This is a genomic window from Acidovorax sp. GW821-FHT10A04, from assembly GCF_059415825.1.
The window spans coordinates 11951-30155 of sequence record NZ_JBWKNZ010000007.1; the positions used below are offsets into that span (position 1 = coordinate 11951).

Here is an 18205-nt window from a genome sequence, read left to right on the forward strand (position 1 = left end):
GGCAGATCTCACACGTTGGTCTTGCGCCGGAACACCAGGCGCTCGGGTTGGGAGGCAGCGGGAGCAAAAGTGTAGCCTTCCAGGCCAAAGCCCTGGAGGCCGTGCGGGGTGGCGATGCGCTGGGTCACGGCGTAGCGCGCCATCAGCCCGCGCGCGCGCTTGGCATGGAAGCTGATGATCTTGTAGGTGCCACCCTTCCAGTCCTCGAAAACGCACTCGACCACGCGCGCCTTGAGGGCCTTGGTGTCCACGGCCTTGAAGTACTCCTGCGAGGCGAGGTTCACCACCACCGGCGTGGTGTCGGCGCGCAGCCGGGTATTCAGGTGCCTGGCGATGCGGTCGCCCCAGAACTGGTAGAGGTTACTGCCGGCCTCGGTGGCCAGGCGCGTGCCCATCTCCAGGCGGTAGGGCTGCATCCGGTCCAGCGGGCGCAGCAGGCCGTACAGGCCGCTCAGGATGCAGACATGGTCCTGTGCCCATTGCAGGTCTTCGCTGCCCAGCGTGCGCGCGTCCAGGCCTTCGTAGACGTCGCCATTGAAGGCCAGCAGGGCCTGGCGCGAGTTGGTGTCGGTAAAGCGCGGCTTCCAGGCCTGGTAGCGCGCCACGTTCAGTGCGGCAAGCGGGTCGCTCAGCGACATCAGCGTGGCGATGTCCTGGTGCGACTTCTCGCGCAGCACCTTGATCAGGTCCTTGGATTGCGGCACGAACTGCGGCAGTGTGTGCGGCAGGTCGGGTGGCAGCGGGGTTTCGTAGTCCAGCGACTTGGCGGGGGACAGCAGGAACAGCATGGTGGCGTGGTGGTTCGTCGAGGTCGAACAAAAGGAAAGTGGGGCACCGGCGGGCGTGGCCGCAAGGATACCGGCATCGGCCATGCGCCTGCGCAAAGGGGGGCCCGAAAAGCAAAAAGGCGGCCGAGGCCGCCTTCTTGTGCACTCACCGCATCAGGCGGCCGGTGGCTGCTCGAAAGGCAGCTTCATCGCCGAGAGGTCGCGGCGGGTTTCCACCAGCACCAGCGGGCCCTCGTCGACCACCACCACGGGTGGACGCTCGCGCGGCACGTGGATGGGCTTGGGCTCTGCTGCGATCGCAGCCTGCACGGCGGCGATCTTTGCGGCATCGGAGTTCACCCACTGCAGGCCCGACGACTCGGCAACCTGCTGCAGCTCGCCGAGCGGCAGGGTGAATGCCTGCACACGGGGCAGGCCGGCTGCGGGGGCCGGGGCTGCCGCCACCGGTGCGGCGACAGCGGGCGCCGGGGCGGCCACAGGCGCTGTCACAGGGGCAGCCACGGGTGCTGCCACAGGGGCAGGTGCCTGTGCCACTGGTGCAGGGGCGACGGGTGCCGCTGCAACCGGGGCAGGGGTGCTTTCCTGCACGGGCGCTGCCACGGGTGCTGCGGCTTCGGCGGGGGCGCTGAAGTAGCTGCGGCGTGGTGCATCGTCCTGGGGCTCGGCCGCGGGGGCTGGGACCGCCGAGGTATCGAAGTCCAGCAGTGGGGCTGCTGCCGGTGCCGGTGCGGCTGCGCCCTCGGCATTGTCGCGCGGACCGCGCTCGCCACGTTCGCGGCGGTCGCGGCCGTAGCGGTCGCGCGAGCGGCGCTCACGGCGTTGCTCTTCACTGCCCGCAGCGGCGTTGGCCGACTCGTTGCCGGTCAGGTCCAGGTCGGGCAGCAACGCCAGCGGCGAGGTATCGGCGAAGTCGCCGGCCGGTGCCGCCTGTTCAGCGCCCTCGGCATTGCGGGGGGCGCGCTCACCGCGCTCGCCACGTTCACGGCGGCCGGAGCCGTCGCCGCGCTCGCGGCGGGGGCCGCGTTCGCCACGGGGGGGCTGGCCGGCGGCGGCGTCGGCGCCACTGCCGATCGGGCCTTCCACCTGGGCGCCGGCAACTGCAGCGGCCTGCTCGCCATTCAGCGCAGCGCCGTTGGCCTGGTTGCGGCTTTCGCCGTCGTTGCGACCACGGCCATTGCGGCCGCCGCGTCCTTCACGGCCCTCGCGGCCTTCACCCTCGGGACGGCGTTCGCCGCCTTCGCGGGGTGGGCGGTTGCCCTGGCCCTCGGCATCGCGCGGTGCGCGGCCTTCGGCCGAGCGCTCACCGCGGCGGCCACGGCCTTCTGCGGCGCCATCGCGGTTGCCACCGTCACGGCCGCCGCCTTCGCGCTGGCCATCGCTGCGGCCAGGCGCGTCGCGGTTGCTGCGGCGTCCGCCACGGCTTTCACCGCGGCCATCACGGCGGGGTTCACGGGCGGTGGTTTCTGCCGCGGCAGGTGCGGGCGCGGCGGCAGGGGTTGCCACCGGGGCCGGTGCTGCTGGCTTGTCGCCGAAGCCGAAGAAGCCCTTGATGAAGGCCAGGATGCCTTGCTCCTGCGGCGCGGCCGGGGCAGCTGCAGCAGGTGCCGGTGCGGGCGTGGGGGCAGCGGCGGCTGGTGTGCCTGCGGGGCGCTGGCCCTGGCCGGCGCGTGCGGGGCGGGCCGTGCCTTCGGGGCGGGGCTCGACCTGCGGGGCCGGTGCGTCGGGCAGCACGCCCTTGATCACCGGGGTCTGCTTGTTGGTGGGCTCCTGCGAGCGGCGCGTCACGGCCGTGGGGTCTTCCACTTCCTCGGCGAGCTTGTAGCTTGCTTCGATGTGGTCCAGGCGCGGGTCGTCGTGCTTGAGGCGTTCCAGGCGGTAGTTGGGGGTTTCCAGCGTCTTGTTGGGAACCATCAGCACGGCCACGCGCTGCTTGAGCTCGATCTTGGCGATCTCGGTGCGCTTTTCGTTCAGCAGGAACGAGGCCACTTCCACCGGCACCTGGCAGTGCACGGCGGCCGTGTTGTCCTTCATCGACTCTTCCTGGATGATGCGCAGGATCTGCAGCGCCGAGGACTCGGTGTCGCGGATGTGGCCCGAGCCACCGCAGCGCGGGCAGGGGATGGACGAGCCTTCGGACAGCGCGGGCTTCAGGCGCTGGCGGCTCATTTCCATGAGGCCGAACTTGCTGATGGTGCCGAACTGCACGCGGGCGCGGTCCTGGCGCAGCGCGTCGCGCAGGCGGTTTTCCACTTCGCGGCGGTTCTTGCTCTCCTCCATGTCGATGAAGTCGATCACGATCAGGCCGCCCAGGTCGCGCAGGCGCATCTGGCGGGCCACTTCGTCGGCGGCTTCCAGGTTGGTGCGGGTGGCGGTTTCCTCGATGTCGCCGCCCTTGATGGCGCGGGCCGAGTTCACGTCCACGCTGACCAGCGCTTCGGTGTGGTCGATCACGATGGCGCCGCCCGAGGGCAGTTGCACGGTGCGTGCATAGGCCGATTCGATCTGGTGCTCGATCTGGAAGCGGCTGAACAGGGCGGCGTCGTCGCGGTAGCGCTTCACGCGGGCGGCATGCTCGGGCATCACGTGCGCCATGAACTGCTGCGCCTGTTCGTAGATGTCGTCGGTATCGATGAGGATGTCACCGATGTCGTTGTTGAAGTAGTCGCGGATCGCGCGGATGACGAGGCTCGATTCCTGGTAGATCAGGAAGGCGCCCTTGCCGCCCTTGGCGGCGCCGTCGATGGCGTTCCACAGCTTGAGCAGGTAGTTCAGGTCCCACTGCAGCTCGGGCGCGGTGCGGCCGATGCCGGCGGTGCGCGCGATGATGGACATGCCGTTGGGGTATTCCAGCTGGTCCATCGCCTCCTTGAGCTCGGCGCGGTCCTCGCCCTCGATGCGGCGCGAGACGCCACCGCCACGAGGGTTGTTGGGCATCAGCACCACATAGCGGCCGGCCAGCGAGACGAAGGTGGTCAGGGCTGCGCCCTTGTTGCCGCGCTCTTCCTTTTCGACCTGGACCAGCAGTTCCTGGCCTTCGCGGATCACTTCATTGATGCGTGCCTGGCTGGGGGAGACGCCAGGGGCGAAATAGCTGCGCGAGATTTCCTTGAACGGCAGGAAGCCGTGGCGGTCTTCGCCGTAGTCGACGAAGCAGGCTTCCAGCGAAGGCTCGACGCGCGTGACGACGGCCTTGTAGATGTTGCCCTTGCGCTGCTCGCGCCCCTCGATCTCGATCTCGTAGTCGAGGAGCTTTTGTCCGTCGACGATGGCCAGGCGCCGTTCTTCGGGCTGCGTGGCGTTGATGAGCATCCGCTTCATGATGCGATTCCTTCTTGTGTTTCGCGGTGGGCAGCGGCGCAGCCATCAGTGCTGCAGCGGGCTGCCACCCGCAGTTCCAAACCATTGAACAAGCTCTACAGGAGCCGTGAATGCCTGGACTGACGCGTCGAAACGAAGGGAATTGCCGGGGATGCCGAAAGCCTGCCGCGCGTTAGCGCGGCAGCAAAAGGCAGGGGCGCGTGGAAGGGGGCGAGTGGGAGAGGCGCAGTTTTGCCACGAACAAGGCGGCTGGTTGCGCTTGCCGGGTGGATGCCACAGGCCCTTGCCATTGCGCGCGCATGGCCAGGGGCATGCGCCACCGCCACAAGGTCACAATCCAGGCCATCAACAACCACATGCTCGCTTCGATCCGCTGGCAGACCTTGCCCTGGTGGGGCGCATCTGCCAGCTTGGGGGATTCCGTATCAGTGTTTCAATCTGTCAGCCCGCCGGCTGGCGCCCAGGCCATTGCAAGCATCTGGCCTGCAATCTGCGTGGGCGACACCCGCTGGCATCGACCGGCCTGCGCCCGTGTGGCGGTCGTGTGGACTAAACTCCAGACAAATCAACCACTTACACAGCAACGCGCAGGTGAAACACATTATAGGGGGCAAACCGCCGTCCGGTCCCGCCCCGGCTTCCAACCCGCCAGCCGCCCGGCTCGTCGAGGTCGACGAGGACTCGGCGGGCCAGCGCCTCGATAACTTTTTGATACGGCATCTCAAGGGCGTGCCCAAGACGCATGTCTACCGCATCATCCGCAGCGGCGAGGTGCGCATCAACAAGGGCCGCGCCAGCGCCGACACCCGGGTGGAGGCGGGCGACCAGGTGCGCCTGCCGCCCGTGCGTGTCTCCGAGAAGGTGGCCGAGAAGGCCGAGCGCCCGGCGCCCGCGCGCGAATTTCCCATCCTGCTCGAGGACGAGCATGTGATCGCGCTCGACAAGCCCGCAGGCGTGGCCGTGCATGGCGGCAGCGGGGTCAGCTTCGGCGTCATCGAGCAGTTGCGCCAGGCGCGGCCGGCCGCGAAATTTCTGGAACTGGTGCACCGGCTGGACCGGGACACCTCGGGGATCCTGCTGGTGGCCAAGAAGCGCTCGGCGCTCACGCACCTGCAGGACCAGTTCCGCGAGCGCGAAACCGGCAAGACCTACCTGGCCCTGGTCACGGGCGTGTGGGCTGCCAGCAACAAGGTCATCGACCTGCCGCTGCACAAGTATTTGCAGGCCGATGGCGAGCGCCGGGTGCGCGTGACCACGGCCGACGACCCCGATGGCATGCGCTCCATCACCCTGGTCAAGGTGCGCCAGAAGGTGCCGGCGCGCCAGGAGCAGGGCCTGCCGGCCATGACCTTGCTGGAGGTGACCATCAAGACCGGTCGCACGCACCAGATCCGCGTGCACCTGGCCAGCCAGGGGCACGCCATCGTGGGTGACGACAAGTACGGTGATTTCGAGCTGAACAAACGCTTGCAGAAGCTGGGCATGCGGCGCATGTTCCTGCACGCCTGGAGGTTACAGTTCAACCACCCGGCCAGTGGCGAGCGCGTGGCGCTCAACGCCGAACTGCCGCCCGAACTGGCCGATTTTGTCCCTTCTGCCTGAGTGCCTTCCTCCATGCGCCCCACGTCCCGTCCCCGCCGCTTCGACCTGATCGCCTTTGACTGGGATGGCACCCTGTTCGATTCCACGCAGATCATCGTGCGCTGCATCCAGGCGGCCGTGAAGGACGTGGGCGGCACCGTGCCCACGGACAAGGCCGCTTCGTACGTGATCGGCATGGCGCTGATGCAGGCGCTGGCCCATGCAGCGCCCGACGTGCCGCCCGAGAAATACCCCGAGCTGGGCAACCGCTACCGTTTCCACTACCTGCAGCACCAGGACGACCTGAGCCTGTTCGAGGGCGTGCTGCCCATGCTGGCCGACCTGCGCGACGCCGGGCACCTGCTCACGGTGGCCACGGGCAAGAGCAGGCGCGGGCTGGACGACGTGCTGCACTCCAAGGACCTCAAGGGCGTATTCGACGGTTCGCGCACGGCCGACCAGACAGCCGGCAAGCCCCACCCGCTGATGCTGCAGGAGCTGATGGCCGAGTTCGATGTGCTGCCCGAGCGCGTGCTGATGATCGGCGACACCACGCACGACCTGCAGATGGCGCTGAACGCCGGCTGTGCCAGCGTGGGGGTGAGCTATGGCGCCCATGAGCCCGATGCCTTCCATGTGCTGCAGCCGCTGGCCGTGGCGCATTCCGTGCGCGAGTTGCATGACTGGCTGCGGGCCAATGGCTGATCTGCGCCCCCGCGCCACTGCTGTCCTGCCATGAGCACCACCGAATCCGCCCCCATCGCCCTGTGCAACAGCGCCGACCTGGCGGACGGCGGCCTTGCGGTGCCGTTCGATGTGACCTACGCCGGCCAGACCTGCCGCGCCTTCGCCATCCGCTACCGCGGGGCGCCGCACGCCTACCTCAACCGCTGCACGCACGTGGCGATGGAGATGGACTACCAGCCGGACCGTTTTTTCGACGATTCCGGCAACTGGCTGCTGTGCGCCACGCATGGCGCCGCCTACCTGCCCGACACGGGCCAGTGTGCGGGCGGGCCCTGCCGGGGCGGCCTGGTGAAGATCACCCTCTCGGAGTCCGACGGTGTGGTGCACTGGCATACTGCCTACAACCTCCAGCCCGTCGTGTTCTAGAGCATGATGATCCGAACGGGCATGCCCCTGTTTTTCTGCACCCCTGCCTGCCCGGGGTGCACGGTGTCTCAAAAGGCCTGAAATGACCGATCCGCAACAGCCCGGAACCCCGGGTTCCGACAAGAATTTTCCCCCTTCGCAGGACCTGTGGTCGCAATCGGCCGCCCCGTCCGGCGCCCGCGCGGCGGCGCAGGAGCCCGGCTGGGAGCGTGCCACGCTGGAGAAGCTGGCCTTTGCGGCGCTCAGCGAGCAGCGCTCGGCCCGGCGCTGGAAGATCTTTTTCCGCTTCGCATGGCTGTTCCTGATCGTCGCGCTGGCCTGGGGGGCCATGCGCCAGGCATCGACGGGCGCCAGCAAGAGCACGCCGCACACGGCGGTGGTGGACGTCAAGGGCGAGATCGCCTCGGGGGCCGAGGCCAGTGCCGAGTTCGTGGTGGCGGCCATGCGCAGCGCCTTCGAGGACGAGGGCTCCCAGGCCGTGGTGCTGCTGATCAACTCGCCGGGCGGCAGCCCGGTGCAGGCCGGCATCATCAATGACGAGATCGTGCGCCTGAAGGCCAAGTACAACAAGCCGGTGTATGCCGTGGTCGAGGAGACCTGCGCCTCGGCTGCCTATTACATTGCGGCAGCGGCCGACGAGATCTTCGTGGACAAGGCCAGCATCGTGGGCAGCATCGGCGTGCTGATGGATGGCTTCGGCTTCACCGGCATCATGGAAAAGCTCGGTGTGGAGCGCCGCCTGCTCACCGCGGGCGAGAACAAGGGCTTCCTCGATCCCTTCAGTCCCCAGACCGAAAAGCAGCGCGAGTATGCGCAGGCCATGCTCAACCAGATCCACCAGCAGTTCATCGCCGTGGTGAAGGCGGGCCGGGGCGATCGGCTCAAGACCACGCCAGAGACCTTCAGCGGCCTGTTCTGGACCGGCCAGCAGGCCGTGGAGATGGGCCTGGCCGACAAGCTCGGCAACCTCGACTTCGTGGCGCGCGAAGTGGTCAAGGCCGAGGAGATCATCGACTACACCCGCCGTGACAATGTGGCCGAACGCCTGGCCAAGCGCTTCGGCGCGGCCATGGGCATCGGCGCGGCCAAGGCCGTGATGTCTGCCGGGCCGCAGCTGCGCTGATCAGGAGTCCCGTCCGCCAGCCTTGCGCTGGCGTGAGCCGTCTTCGAGGATGGTGTCGTCGGCCAGCAGCTTGCCCGAGTCATCCCACTGCTTGCGCGCCTCCAGCCGGGTGCGGCCCCGGGCGTCGGGCGCGGTGTAGCGGTCTTCCTGGGCCAGGCGGCCATTGGGGTAGAACAGTTGCTGCACGCCGGTGCGCTGCTGCTGTTCGGTGAGTGTTTCCTTGCGCGTGAGCCGGCCCTCGTCGTCGCGCAGTTCGCGCTGGATGCGGGCGGCCTCGCCGGTGCCGGTCATGGTCGAGCGCTCGCGCGCCGCCCCGTTCAGGTACCAGCGCTCCAGCAGCACCTCGCGTCCGTCGGCATAGCTGTGCTGCTCGGTCAACTGGCCGGTGCTGCCGAAGCGGCGCAGACTGTGCAGTGGCCCACGGGTGTCGCGCAGAAAGCGCTGTTCGTCGGGCAGGAAGATGCGCTCCTCGCGCAGCACGCTCTTGCCGCCCTCGGTGAAAAAGCTGCGGTGCACGCGCCGGCCTTCCTCGAAGAGCATCTGCTGCGCGACCAGGCCCTCGCCCGTCCATTCGGTGGACAGCAGCAGCCGGCCCTGGTCGTAGCGCACCTGGCCAGTCTTGGCACCCGCGCTGGTGAACAGCGGGGTGTCGGCGGCGCCCTCGAAGCCGCAAAGCTTGCGGTCTTCGGGCAGGACGCTGGTGCGCGGGCACTGCAGGCGCGTGGGCTGGCCGGCGGCGTTGTATTCGATGACGAACTGCTCCTGCCCGCCGGTGTGGAAGGACAGGCGCTCGGGCCGGCCATTGGCATCGAAGCGGCGCACCACCCCGGCGGTGCTGCCGTTCTCGGCGAATTCCTCGCGCTTGAGCTGCCCGTTGGGCCAGAACTCGGCCACGCGGCCCTGGCTGTTGCCGCGCTCGTTCACGCTGCGCTCACGCAGCAGCTTGCCCTCCCGGTCGAAAAAGCGTTCCTTGCCCAGGTACTTGCCGTCCTTGAGCTCCTGCTCGCGCTGCAGCAGGCCGGTGTTCTCGTCGCGGCAGCGCAGCAGGCCGGTCAGGCCGGCGGTTTCGGCACCATTGTTGGGGTTGACCGGCTTGCCGTTGAATTCGCAGCGGATGATGGCGTTTGCGCCCGTGGCGCAGGTGCCCAGGGCCAGAAGCAGGAGGGCGGGCAGGCGTTGCATGGCGTGAAGGAGGGATCAGCGGCCCAGGGCGAACACCATGGGCGTGCGGTTGCCGGGTGCCAGGGGCTGGGCGCGCCACTGGCGCACGAGCTGGCTGCGGATCTGCGCGTCGGGCAGGGTCAGCCCGCTGGCCAGGGCCAGGCGGGTGTGGGGCTGCAGGGTCTGTACCAGGGCCTGCCACAGCGCGGGGTTGCGGTAGGGCGTCTCGATGAAGAGCTGGGTCTGGCCGGTCTTGAGTGCCAGGGACTCGAGTTCGCGGATGCGCTGCGTGCGCTCCTGTCCGTCCTGCGGCAGGTAGCCGGCAAAGGCGAAACTCTGGCCGTTGAGGCCGCTGGCGGCCAGGGCCAGCAGCAGCGAGACCGGGCCCACCAGCGGCACGACGGGGATACCCAGGTCGTGTGCGGCGCGCACCACGGACGAGCCCGGGTCGGCCACGGCCGGCATGCCCGCCTCGCTGACCAGGCCCATGGCATGGCCGGCGAGGGCGGGCGCCAGCAGGGGTTTGGCGTCGAAATGGGCCGAGCCCTTGTCGCCGTGGTCGCCTTTCTTGTGCACCTCGCGCGGCAATTCGGTGATCTGCTGCTGCTGCAGGGGGGCGGCCAAGGGGTGCAGGGCATCGATGCGCTTCAGGTAGGCACGGGTGCTCTTGGCGTTCTCGCAGACCCAGTGGGTGAGCTGCGCCGCCTGCTGCATGGTGCCGGCGGGCAGGGCCTCCTGCAGTGGGATCTCCACGTCGCAGCCGAAATCGAGCGGGGCGGGCACCAGGTACAGCGTGCCGCTGGCGGCGGCATGGGCGGGCGCGTCCACGGGTGTGGCGGGGCGCGTGCTCATGGCAGGACCACCCCGGCGGCGCGCAGCATGCGGCAGGTGCGGATCAGCGGCAGGCCGATGAGGGCTGTGGGGTCATCGCTGTGGATGGCGTCGAGCAGGGCGATGCCCAGGCCCTCGCTCTTGGCGCTGCCGGCGCAGTCGTAGGGCTGTTCGGCGCGCAGGTAGCGTTCGATCTCCTCGTCCGACAGATCGCGAAAGCGCACTTCCACGGGGGCGATGTCCACCTGCTCGAAGCCGTTGGCCTGGCACACGGTGGCCACGGCGGTCTGGAAAATCACGGTCTGCCCGCGCATCTGGCGCAGTTGCTGCACGGCGCGCTCATGGGTGCCAGGCTTGCCCAGGGGCTGGCCCGCCAGGTCCGCCACCTGGTCGGAACCGATGACCACGGCCTCGGGATGAAGGCGTGCCACGGCCCGGGCCTTGGCCAGGGCCAGGCGCAGGGCCAGATCGCGTGGGGCTTCCCCGGGGGCGGGGGTCTCGTCGACCTCGGGCGAGGCGACTTCGAAAGGCAGGTTCAGGCGGGACAGCAGTTCGCGCCGGTAGCGCGAGGTGGAGCCCAATACCACAGGGCGTTGCAGGGCGGGGGATTGATGCATTCGCTGATTCTCTTACACTGCCGCCATGACCAAGGAATTCTCAGTGGACCGGCTCGACGTCAAGGCGTTTGCTTTGGCTGGCGCGCGCCTGGCCGGCCATGATTCCCTTTTGAAGTATGAGCGCCTGGCCCAGGAGGCCCGGGGCCTGCATCCCGACCTGCTGGTGGACTGGCAGGCACAGGGAGAAGTGCGCACGGCGCTCGGTGGTGCCAGCCAGGTGTGGCTGGTGCTCAAGGTGCGTGCCGCCTTCCCGATGCAATGCCAGCGCTGCCTCACGCCCGTGGACGTGCCGCTGGAGGTGGACCGCGCCTTCCGTTTCGTGGCCGACGAGGCCACGGCCGAGGCCCTCGACGACGAGAGCGAAGAAGACCTGCTGGCCATGAGCCGCGAGTTCGACCTGCACGAGTTGATCGAGGACGAGCTGCTGATGGCGCTGCCCGTGGTGCCCAAGCACGACGAGTGCCCTACGGCCGTGCCGCTGGCATCGTCGGACGACGACTTCGAGGAAGCGAACGCGGACAAGCCCAATCCATTTGCGGCGCTGGCAGGCCTCAAAAAAGACAGCCACAAGCACTGAATCCATTTGGGCTATAATCGAGGGCTTCGCGCGAATCCCCTCGTGTCTTCTATGGGCCCATCGCGTATTTACCAACCTATTTAAGACCAGGAGCCATCATGGCCGTTCAGCAAAACAAAAAGTCCCCTTCCAAGCGCGGTATGCACCGTTCGCACAATGCCCTGAATGTGCCGGGCATTGCTGTGGAACCTACCACCGGCGAAACCCATCTGCGCCACCACATCAGCCCCAACGGTTTCTACCGTGGCCGCCAGGTGCTCAAGAACAAGTCTGAAGCCTGATCTTCAGTACCCCTCAAAGGCCCGTTGCTACTGAGTTTGTAGCGCGGGCCTTTGTTTTGACCGTTGTATCCATCTTCCGGCCCGCGCTGTTGGCCGGACAAGTCGCCCATGATCACACTGGCTGTTGACTGCATGGGGGGCGATCACGGCCCCCGCGTCACGCTCGCGGCGTGCCGTCAGTTCCTTGGCAATCACCCGGATGCCCGCTTGCTGCTGGTCGGCCTGGCGGACAGTCTGCACGATTTTTCCCACGACCGCGCCACCATCGTCCCCGCCACCGAAGTGGTGGCCATGGACGATCCCGTCGAGGTGGCCCTGCGCCGTAAAAAAGACTCTTCCATGCGTGTGGCCATCCAGCAGGTCAAGGATGGCACGGCAGCGGCAGCGGTTTCGGCTGGCAACACCGGCGCCTTGATGGCCATTGCACGTTACCTGCTCAAGACCCTGGACGGTATCGACCGGCCCGCGATTGCCACCCAACTGCCCAACAACCAGGGGCGCGCCACCACGGTGCTGGACCTGGGGGCGAATGTGGACTGCTCGGCTGAGCACCTGCTGCAGTTTGCGGTCATGGGCTCGGCCCTGGTGTCGGCCCTGCGCGATGATGGCGGGGAGCCGACCGTTGGCTTGCTCAATATTGGTGAGGAGATCATCAAAGGCAGCGAAGTTATCAAAAAAGCGGGTGAACTGCTGCGATCTGCGGCCGAAGCGGGTGATCTCAACTTTTACGGAAACGTCGAAGGCAATGACATCTTCAAGGGCACGGTGGACATCGTGGTCTGTGACGGATTTGTCGGCAACGTGGCGCTCAAGGCCAGCGAGGGGGTTGCGGCCATGGTGATTGGTGGGCTCAAGAATGAGTTTTCCAAGAACATCTTCACCAAAGCTGCTGCCATCATCGCTTATCCGGTGCTAAAAGCGCTCATGGCCCGCATGGATTACCGGCGCTACAACGGCGCCGCCTTGCTCGGGTTGCGCGGACTGGTGTTCAAGAGCCACGGCTCGGCCGACGCCATGGCCTTCGAGCAGGCGCTGAACCGGGCGTATGATGCAGCCCGCAACAACCTGCTCGACCGTGTCCGGGCCCGGATTGCGCACGCAGCGCCGCTCCTGGCCCCTGCCGATGCCCAGCCCCGGCCTGCAGCGGCGACGACACATTAATGAGACGCTATTCCCGCATCACCGGCACTGGCAGCTACCTGCCACCGCGCCGGCTCACGAATGCCGACCTGGTGGCCGAGCTGGCCCGCGATGGCATCGAAACCTCGGACGAGTGGATCGTCGAGCGCACGGGAATCCGGGCGCGGCATTTTGCGGCCCCCGACGTGGCGGCCAGCGACCTCGGTCTGGAAGCGGCCCGCAATGCCCTCTCGGCCGCGGGCCTGGAAGCGAAGGACATCGATCTGATCATCGTCGCCACGTCCACGCCGGACATGGTGTTTCCTTCGGTCGCCTGCATTCTGCAGAACAAGCTGGGTGCCAATGGCTGCCCGGCCTTCGATGTGCAGGCTGTGTGCAGCGGCTTCGTCTATGCGCTGTCGGTGGCCGATGCCATGATCCAGACCGGCGCTGCCAACCGCGCCCTGGTGATCGGCGCCGAGGTGTTCAGCCGCATCCTGGATTTCAAGGACCGTACCACCTGCGTGCTGTTCGGTGATGGCGCCGGGGCCGTGGTGCTGGAGGCGTCCGACACGCCGGGCATCCTGTCGAGCGACCTGCATGCCGATGGCAAGCATGTCGGCATCCTGTGCGTGCCGGGCAATGTCTCGGGTGGCCAGGTGCTCGGCGATCCCGTGCTCAAGATGGATGGCCAGGCCGTGTTCCGGCTGGCCGTGGGGGTGCTTGAAAAGGCGGCCCACGCCGTGCTGGCCAAGGCCGGCCTGACCGAGGCCGATGTGGACTGGCTGATTCCCCACCAGGCCAACATCCGCATCATGCAGGGCACGGCCCGCAAGCTCAAGCTGCCGATGGACAAGGTGGTGGTCACGGTGGACCAGCATGGCAATACATCGGCGGCCTCCATTCCGCTGGCGCTCGACCACGGGGTGCGCAGCGGGCAGGTCAAGAAGGGTGAAACGCTGCTGCTCGAAGGCGTTGGCGGTGGATTCACCTGGGGCGCCGTGCTCCTGAAGCTGTAGCCTGCCGCCTGCGCGCGGCCTGCAGTACCCGATTCCTTTCTTCTATCTGTGCTGGCATGAAGTCATTTGCATTTGTTTTTCCCGGGCAGGGCTCGCAGTCGGTCGGCATGCTCGACGGCTGGGGTGATCACCCCGCGGTGGCCGAGACCCTGCGCGAGGCCTCGGATGCCCTGGGTGAAGATATTGCCCTCCTGATCAAGGAAGGCCCCAAGGAGGCGTTGGCCCTGACCACCAACACCCAGCCGGTGATGCTGGCCGCCGGTGTGGCGGCGTGGCGTGTGTGGCGTGCCGAGGGGGGCGCTGCGCCCGTCGCGCTGGCCGGGCACTCGCTGGGTGAATACTCCGCGCTGGTTGCTGCGGGTGTGCTGACGCTGTCGCAGGCGGCGCCCCTGGTGCGCCTGCGTGCTGCCGCGATGCAGGAGGCCGTGCCTGTGGGGACTGGCGCCATGGCCGCCATCCTGGGCATGGAGGCTTCCAGGGTCATCGCCGGTTGCGCCGAGGCGGTGGCTGCGTTCGGCCCCGGCAGTGCCGAGGTGGTGGAGGCCGTGAATTTCAACGACCCCATCCAGACCGTGATCGCCGGTACCAAGGCGGCCGTGGACAAGGCCTGCGAGGTGCTCAAGGCGGCTGGTGCCAAACGCGCGCTGCTGCTGCCGGTGTCGGCGCCTTTTCATTCGAGCCTGATGAAGCCCGCAGCCGACAAGCTGCGCGAGGCGCTGGCCAGCGTGGCGCTGGCGGCACCCGCCATTCCCGTGGTCAACAACGTGGATGTGGCGGTGCACAGCGATGCCGACGCGATCCGCGATGCGCTGGTGCGCCAGGCCTTTGGTGCCGTGCGCTGGGTGGAATGCGTGCAGGCGCTCAAGGCGCGCGGCGTGACGCACATCGTGGAGTGTGGCCCCGGCAAGGTGCTGGCCGGCCTGACCAAGCGCATCGACCCCGAGCTGGTCGGTGCCGCAGTATTTGACGCGGCCTCGCTGGCCGAAGCACGGGAGTTGCTGGCATGACGGATTCTGTTCAACAACCCGCCCAGGTGGCGCTGGTCACCGGCGCGTCGCGCGGCATTGGCGCGGCGATCGCGCTGGAGCTGGCGGTGCGCGGCTACCAGGTGGTCGGCACGGCCACCACCGACGATGGCGCTGCGCGCATCTCTGCGGCGCTGGCGGCCTACCCGGGCTCCAAGGGTGTCAATCTCAATGTGAACGACGGTGCGGCCATCGAGGCCACCATCGATGCCATCGTCAAGCAGCAGGGCGGCCTGCACGTGCTGGTGAACAATGCCGGCATCACGCGCGACACCCTGGCCATGCGCATGAAGGACGATGACTGGGATGCGGTGCTGGACACCAACCTCAAGGCGGTCTTTCGCGTGAGCCGGGCTGCCATCCGCCCCATGATGAAGCAGCGCTTCGGACGCATCATCAGCATCACCAGCGTGGTCGGTGCATCGGGCAATCCAGGCCAGGCCAACTATGCTGCTGCAAAAGCCGGCGTGGCCGGCATGACGCGCGCGCTGGCGCGTGAACTGGGCAGCCGCAGCATCACTGTGAACTGCGTGGCCCCCGGGTTCATCGAGACCGACATGACCGCCGGCCTGCCTGAAGAGCAGCAAAAAGCCCTGCAAACGCAGATCGCCCTGGGCCATCTGGGCAAGCCTTCGGACATCGCACATGCGGTCGCCTACCTCGCTTCGCGCGAAGCAGGCTATGTGACCGGGCAGGAGTTGCATGTCAATGGCGGCATGTACATGTAATTGTTGAAAGATAACGCCGGTTCATCCGGACGGCGGGCTGCTGAGGGGCTTCTCCTGAAGCGGCTAGAATCGCGGATTCATTCACAACCCCCAGAGGGAAACCATGAGCGATATCGAAGCACGCGTCAAAAAAATCATTGCCGAACAACTCGGTGTGGAAGAGTCCCAAGTCACCAATGAAAAGGCCTTCGTGGCAGACCTCGGTGCCGACTCGCTCGACACGGTGGAACTGGTGATGGCCTTGGAAGACGAGTTCGGCATCGAGATCCCTGACGAAGACGCCGAGAAGATCACGACGGTGCAAAACGCCATCGATTACGCCAACACCCATCAGAAGGCCTGAGCCGGCGCACCGCGCCTGACTTGAGCGATCAGCAGAAGGTTTTTACGCATGAGCCGTCGTCGCGTTGTCGTGACCGGCCTGGGTTGCGTCAGCCCCGTGGGAAACACGGTGGCAGATGCCTGGGCCAATGTCCTCGCCGGAAATTCCGGCATTGACCTCATAACCAAGTTCGATGCGTCGAACTTTGCCTGCAAGATTGCGGGGGAGGTCAAGGGGCTTGACCTGGAGTCGTACATCAGCGCCAAGGATGCGCGCTCGATGGACACCTTCATCCATTTCGGCATTGTTGCGGCAGCGCAGGCCATACAGGATGCGGGGCTGCCCACCGGAGAGGCGCTGGACGACGAGTTCGCCACGCGCATCGCCTGTGTGATCGGATCCGGAATCGGTGGCCTGCCGCTGATCGAGGACACCCATGCCGAGCTGACCAACCGCGGACCACGGCGTATCACGCCGTTCTTCGTGCCGGCCTCCATCATCAATATGGTGGCGGGCCATGTGTCCATGCGTTTTGGCTTCAAGGGCCCGAACCTGGCGGTGGTGACGGCCTGCACGACAGGCCTGCACTGCATCGGCGAGGGTGGCCGCATGATCGAATACGGCGACGCTGACGTGGTGATTGCCGGTGGCACGGAATCCACGGTGTCCCCACTGGGCATCGGCGGCTTTGCCGCGATGCGTGCACTGTCCACCCGCAACGATGATCCCAAGACGGCATCGCGCCCCTGGGACAAGGACCGTGATGGTTTCGTGCTGGGTGAAGGCGCGGGCGTGCTGGTGCTCGAGGAGTACGAGCATGCCAAGGCCCGTGGCGCCAAGATCTATGCCGAGCTCAGCGGCTTCGGCATGAGCGCCGATGCCGGCCACATGACCGCACCGAACATGGACGGCCCGCGCCGCGCCATGATCAGCGCCATGCGCAACGCCGGCATCAACCCCGAGGACGTGGGCTATCTGAACGCGCACGGCACCTCCACGCCCCTGGGCGACCTCAATGAAACCAATGCCATCAAGGCCGCATTGGGCGATGCCGCCTACAAGACGGTGGTCAGCTCCACCAAGTCGATGACGGGCCACCTGCTCGGTGGCGCGGGCGGGATCGAAAGCGTGTTCACCGTGCTGGCGCTGCACCACCAGAAGGTGCCGCCGACCATCAACCTGTTCAACCAGGACCCCGAGTGCGACCTCGATTACTGCGCCAATACGGCCCGTGATCTGAAGATGGACTATGCGCTCAAGAACAACTTCGGCTTCGGCGGGACCAACGGCTCCCTGGTGTTCAAGCGGGTCTGAGCGGCCGCTGCCTCCGTGCCGGGCCCCTGTCGTGGGGCTGCGGTGCGCGCTGGCCGGCGGTTTGCGGCAAACTGCAGGGCGATGATGGCCCCGCGCTTCCTTTTTCTTCCATGAGTTCCACGGCACGCCGTGCTCCTGCCGTGCGCTTTCCGGTGCGGCGCAGCCGTGCCGTGGGGGGCGTGCTGGCGGCACTGGCGCTGGCCGGGGGCGCAGCATTGCTGGCCTGGTGGCTGGTGGGAGCGGGTCGGGGCGCGCTCGTGGCCGCTGCCGGTGCTGCCGCCTGGCTGGCCGCAGTGGCGGCGGCCTGGCATTGGTGGCTCGGCCAGTTTTGCGGGGAGCTGCGCTGGGATGGCCAGCAATGGTGGCTGGACCGCCTGCTCCCTGGGGGCTCACCGATGCCCTTGAAAGGCGCGCCCGAGGTGCAGTGGGACCTGCAGGACCATCTGTGGGTGTGTGCCCATGCCACCCCCGGGCGAGCGCGCACCTGGCTGTGGCTGGAGTGCCGCCAACAGCCCGAGCGCTGGCCCGATCTGCGCCGTGCGGTATATTCGCGCGCCGGAACGGGCACCGTGGGTGCTGCCGAGTTCGCGCCGATCCACAGCCGAGAGGCGTGAAGAACCCCCATTTGATGACTGCCCAAACGCCGCCTCCTGTACCCGACAACAGCGATCTTCAATTGGTGGAGCGCACGGTGGCGGGCGACCAGCGGGCGTTCGAGCTGCTGGTCATCAAGTACCAACGCCGCATCGAGCGCCTGATCGGCCGCATGGTGCGCGACACGGACATCATCCAGGACATTGCGCAGGAAACCTTCATCCGCGCCTACCGGGCCTTGCACCAGTTCCGGGGGGACGCCCAGTTCTACACCTGGCTGTACCGGATTGCCGTGAATACGGCCAAGAAGGCGCTGATGGACATGAAGCGCAACCCGGTGGTTTCGGAAAATGCCCTGAGGGGTGCCGATGACGAAGATGAAACTTCTCGTGTCGGGCATGAACTAACCAGCGACGAGACCCCTGAAACGGTGCTGGCGGCCAATGAAATCGCCCAGGCGGTGAATGCCGCCATGGAGGCGCTGCCCGAGGATTTGCGCCAGGCCGTGACGCTGCGCGAGATCGAGGGGCTCAGTTACGAAGAGATCGCTGCCGCCATGGGGTGCCCCATAGGCACGGTGCGGTCGCGTATTTTCCGTGCGCGGGAGGCGATTTCGGCCCGCGTGCGCCCGATGCTGGAAAACCAGACGGGTAAAAGGTGGTGATGGTGTGGTGTACGGCAAGGGTGAAGCAGT

The 18205-nt window shown here is 67.1% G+C and carries 19 protein-coding genes; 14 read left to right on the forward strand and 5 right to left on the reverse strand.

Annotation, left to right across the window (positions count from 1 at the left end; all coding sequences use genetic code 11):
- Nucleotides 1-8: 8 nt before the first annotated feature.
- Together yaaA and AC07PF_RS15870 are read right to left on the reverse strand one after the other, a co-directional pair.
- Nucleotides 9-788, reverse strand: a complete 780-nt coding sequence (gene yaaA, locus AC07PF_RS15865) for a peroxide stress protein YaaA (RefSeq protein ID WP_494612534.1) — start codon at nucleotides 786-788, stop codon at nucleotides 9-11.
- A gap of 153 nt (nucleotides 789-941) precedes the next feature.
- Nucleotides 942-4106 (reverse strand): Rne/Rng family ribonuclease, encoded by a 3165-nt coding sequence (locus tag AC07PF_RS15870; protein ID WP_494612535.1) that lies wholly within the window; start codon nucleotides 4104-4106, stop codon nucleotides 942-944.
- A gap of 591 nt (nucleotides 4107-4697) precedes the next feature.
- On the opposite strand from AC07PF_RS15870, the gene AC07PF_RS15875 reads away from it, so the two are divergent.
- The 4 genes from AC07PF_RS15875 to AC07PF_RS15890 all read left to right on the forward strand — a co-directional run bounded on the left by AC07PF_RS15875 (nucleotide 4698) and on the right by AC07PF_RS15890 (nucleotide 7923).
- Nucleotides 4698-5708 (forward strand): RluA family pseudouridine synthase, encoded by a 1011-nt coding sequence (locus tag AC07PF_RS15875; protein WP_494612536.1) that lies wholly within the window; start codon nucleotides 4698-4700, stop codon nucleotides 5706-5708.
- A gap of 12 nt (nucleotides 5709-5720) precedes the next feature.
- On the forward strand, nucleotides 5721-6392 hold the full coding sequence (locus AC07PF_RS15880; protein ID WP_007848238.1) for an HAD family hydrolase: 672 nt from the start codon (nucleotides 5721-5723) through the stop codon (nucleotides 6390-6392).
- Between the two features lie 30 nt (nucleotides 6393-6422).
- Entirely contained in the window at nucleotides 6423-6800 is a 378-nt protein-coding gene (locus AC07PF_RS15885) for a Rieske (2Fe-2S) protein (RefSeq protein ID WP_007848237.1), read from the forward strand.
- Between the two features lie 82 nt (nucleotides 6801-6882).
- Complete coding sequence (locus tag AC07PF_RS15890) at nucleotides 6883-7923, forward strand: S49 family peptidase (RefSeq protein ID WP_494612537.1); 1041 nt, start codon at nucleotides 6883-6885, stop codon at nucleotides 7921-7923.
- Here the strand turns inward: AC07PF_RS15890 and AC07PF_RS15895 are convergent, their stop codons facing one another.
- The 3 genes from AC07PF_RS15895 to AC07PF_RS15905 are packed head-to-tail and all read right to left on the reverse strand — an operon-like array spanning nucleotide 7924 to nucleotide 10532.
- Complete coding sequence (locus tag AC07PF_RS15895; RefSeq protein ID WP_494612538.1) at nucleotides 7924-9105, reverse strand: toxin-antitoxin system YwqK family antitoxin; 1182 nt, start codon at nucleotides 9103-9105, stop codon at nucleotides 7924-7926.
- Between the two features lie 15 nt (nucleotides 9106-9120).
- The gene (locus AC07PF_RS15900) at nucleotides 9121-9936 is read right to left on the reverse strand and encodes an SAM-dependent methyltransferase (RefSeq protein ID WP_494612539.1); all 816 of its coding nucleotides are present in this window, start codon (nucleotides 9934-9936) and stop codon (nucleotides 9121-9123) included.
- The gene (locus AC07PF_RS15905) at nucleotides 9933-10532 is read right to left on the reverse strand and encodes a Maf family nucleotide pyrophosphatase (RefSeq protein ID WP_007848227.1); all 600 of its coding nucleotides are present in this window, start codon (nucleotides 10530-10532) and stop codon (nucleotides 9933-9935) included. Before AC07PF_RS15905 ends, AC07PF_RS15900 begins: the two co-directional genes overlap by 4 nt.
- A gap of 25 nt (nucleotides 10533-10557) precedes the next feature.
- Between AC07PF_RS15905 and AC07PF_RS15910 the strand changes: the two genes are divergently transcribed.
- From AC07PF_RS15910 to rpoE, 10 genes are all read left to right on the forward strand, one after another.
- Entirely contained in the window at nucleotides 10558-11109 is a 552-nt protein-coding gene (locus AC07PF_RS15910) for a YceD family protein (protein WP_007848215.1), read from the forward strand.
- Between the two features lie 98 nt (nucleotides 11110-11207).
- Nucleotides 11208-11390: a 50S ribosomal protein L32 gene (gene rpmF, locus AC07PF_RS15915; protein ID WP_005794249.1), complete on the forward strand. Its 183-nt coding sequence runs from the start codon at nucleotides 11208-11210 to the stop codon at nucleotides 11388-11390.
- 108 nt (nucleotides 11391-11498) lie between these two features.
- A complete protein-coding gene (gene plsX / locus AC07PF_RS15920; RefSeq protein WP_145696854.1) occupies nucleotides 11499-12551 on the forward strand; it encodes a phosphate acyltransferase PlsX in 1053 nt (350 codons plus the stop codon).
- Nucleotides 12551-13528, forward strand: coding sequence for a beta-ketoacyl-ACP synthase III (locus AC07PF_RS15925; RefSeq protein WP_145696855.1), 978 nt, complete (start codon nucleotides 12551-12553; stop codon nucleotides 13526-13528). Before plsX ends, AC07PF_RS15925 begins: the two co-directional genes overlap by 1 nt.
- Nucleotides 13529-13584: 56 nt before the next feature.
- Nucleotides 13585-14535, forward strand: a complete 951-nt coding sequence (fabD, locus tag AC07PF_RS15930; protein ID WP_494612540.1) for an ACP S-malonyltransferase — start codon at nucleotides 13585-13587, stop codon at nucleotides 14533-14535.
- On the forward strand, nucleotides 14532-15281 hold the full coding sequence (gene fabG, locus AC07PF_RS15935) for a 3-oxoacyl-ACP reductase FabG (protein ID WP_007848198.1): 750 nt from the start codon (nucleotides 14532-14534) through the stop codon (nucleotides 15279-15281). The genes fabD and fabG overlap by 4 nt, the downstream gene beginning before the upstream one ends.
- Nucleotides 15282-15384: 103 nt before the next feature.
- Nucleotides 15385-15624 carry an acyl carrier protein gene (gene acpP / locus AC07PF_RS15940; protein ID WP_003058049.1) on the forward strand — a complete coding sequence of 80 codons (240 nt, stop codon included), beginning with the start codon at nucleotides 15385-15387 and terminating at the stop codon, nucleotides 15622-15624.
- 48 nt (nucleotides 15625-15672) lie between these two features.
- Complete coding sequence (gene fabF, locus AC07PF_RS15945) at nucleotides 15673-16917, forward strand: beta-ketoacyl-ACP synthase II (RefSeq protein WP_007848152.1); 1245 nt, start codon at nucleotides 15673-15675, stop codon at nucleotides 16915-16917.
- A gap of 110 nt (nucleotides 16918-17027) precedes the next feature.
- Entirely contained in the window at nucleotides 17028-17531 is a 504-nt protein-coding gene (locus AC07PF_RS15950) for a hypothetical protein (protein ID WP_007848150.1), read from the forward strand.
- A gap of 14 nt (nucleotides 17532-17545) precedes the next feature.
- Nucleotides 17546-18175: an RNA polymerase sigma factor RpoE gene (gene rpoE / locus AC07PF_RS15955; RefSeq protein ID WP_035201873.1), complete on the forward strand. Its 630-nt coding sequence runs from the start codon at nucleotides 17546-17548 to the stop codon at nucleotides 18173-18175.
- The last annotated feature ends 30 nt before the right edge of the window (nucleotides 18176-18205 follow it).